Origin of the sequence: Streptomyces sp. NPDC001890, assembly GCF_042891445.1 — a bacterium.
GTDB lineage: Bacteria > Actinomycetota > Actinomycetes > Streptomycetales > Streptomycetaceae > Streptomyces.
In genome coordinates, this window is sequence record NZ_JBIATE010000090.1 from 1 (window position 1) to 1307 (window position 1307).

Consider the following 1307-nt stretch of genomic DNA (forward strand, 5'->3'; position numbering starts at 1 on the left):
GGTGCCGTGGGTCCTGTCGGGCAAGTCGGAGGCCGCGCTGCGTGCCCAGGCCGGGAAGCTCCTCGACCGCATACGCCAGGACACGGACACCTCCCTCACCGACATCGCCTACTCCCTCGCCCTCACCCGAACCCACTTCGACCACCGCGCAGCCATCACAGCCACCCACCGCGACGACTACCTCACCGCCCTCGAAGCCCTCACCCACAACCACCCCACCACCCCCCACACCACCACCGCCGAAACCCAGACCTCACCCCGCCCCGTATTCGTCTTCCCCGGCCAGGGCGCCCAGTGGGCCGGCATGGCCGTGGAACTCCTCGACACCTCCCCGGTCTTCGCGGCGCGGATGGCGGAATGCGCAGCAGCACTGGAACCGCACATCGACTGGTCACTGATCGACGTCGCACGCGGCACGCAAGGCGCACCCGGCCTGGACCGGGTGGACGTCGTCCAGCCCGTCCTGTGGGCCGTCATGGTCTCCCTCGCCGAACTCTGGCGCTCCCACGGCGTCGAACCCGCCGCCGTCATCGGCCACTCCCAAGGCGAGATCGCCGCAGCCGCCGTCGCCGGAATCCTCACCCTGGACGACGCGGCGAAGGTCGTCGCCCTGCGCAGCCGGGCCATCATCGCCCTCGCAGGCCGCGGTGGCATGGTCTCCCTCGCCCAGCCCGCGACCTGGGTCCGCGAGAAGATCACCGCCTGGGACGGACGGATCTCCATCGCCGCCGTCAACGGCCCCTCCTCCGTCGTCGTCTCCGGCGACCCAAAGGACCTGGACGAACTGGTCACCGACTGCCAGGCCGACGAGATCCGCGCCCGCAGGATCGACGTCGACTACGCCTCCCACTCCGCCCACGTCGAGGAAATCGAAGCCGAGCTGGCCAAGCTCCTCACGGGCATCACCCCACAAGCAGGCAACACACCCCTCTACTCCTCCCTCACCGGCACCCTCCTCGACGGCACGGAAATGAACGCCGACTACTGGTACAACAACCTCCGCGAAACCGTCGAGTTCGAACAGGCCACCCGCACCGCCCTCACCGACGGCCACACCGTCTTCATCGAGGTCAGCCCCCACCCCGTCCTCTCCCTCGGCCTCCAGGGCACCACCGAAACCACCGGCACCGACGCCGCCGTCCTCGGCACCCTCCGACGCGACGAAGGCGGACTCCACCGCTTCCACACCTCCCTCGCCGAAGCCCACGTCCACGGCACCACCATCAACTGGACAACCCTCTTCACCGACACCAACGCCACCCGCACCCCCCTCCCCACCTACGCCTTCCAACGCACCCACTACTGGC

At 69.3% G+C, this 1307-nt stretch carries 1 protein-coding gene; it reads left to right on the top strand.

Annotated elements, in window-relative coordinates; genetic code table 11:
• Positions 1-1307, top strand: a 1307-nt coding sequence (locus ACFYY1_RS43275) for an acyltransferase domain-containing protein (RefSeq protein WP_388595611.1), incomplete at both ends; no start/stop codon positions are given.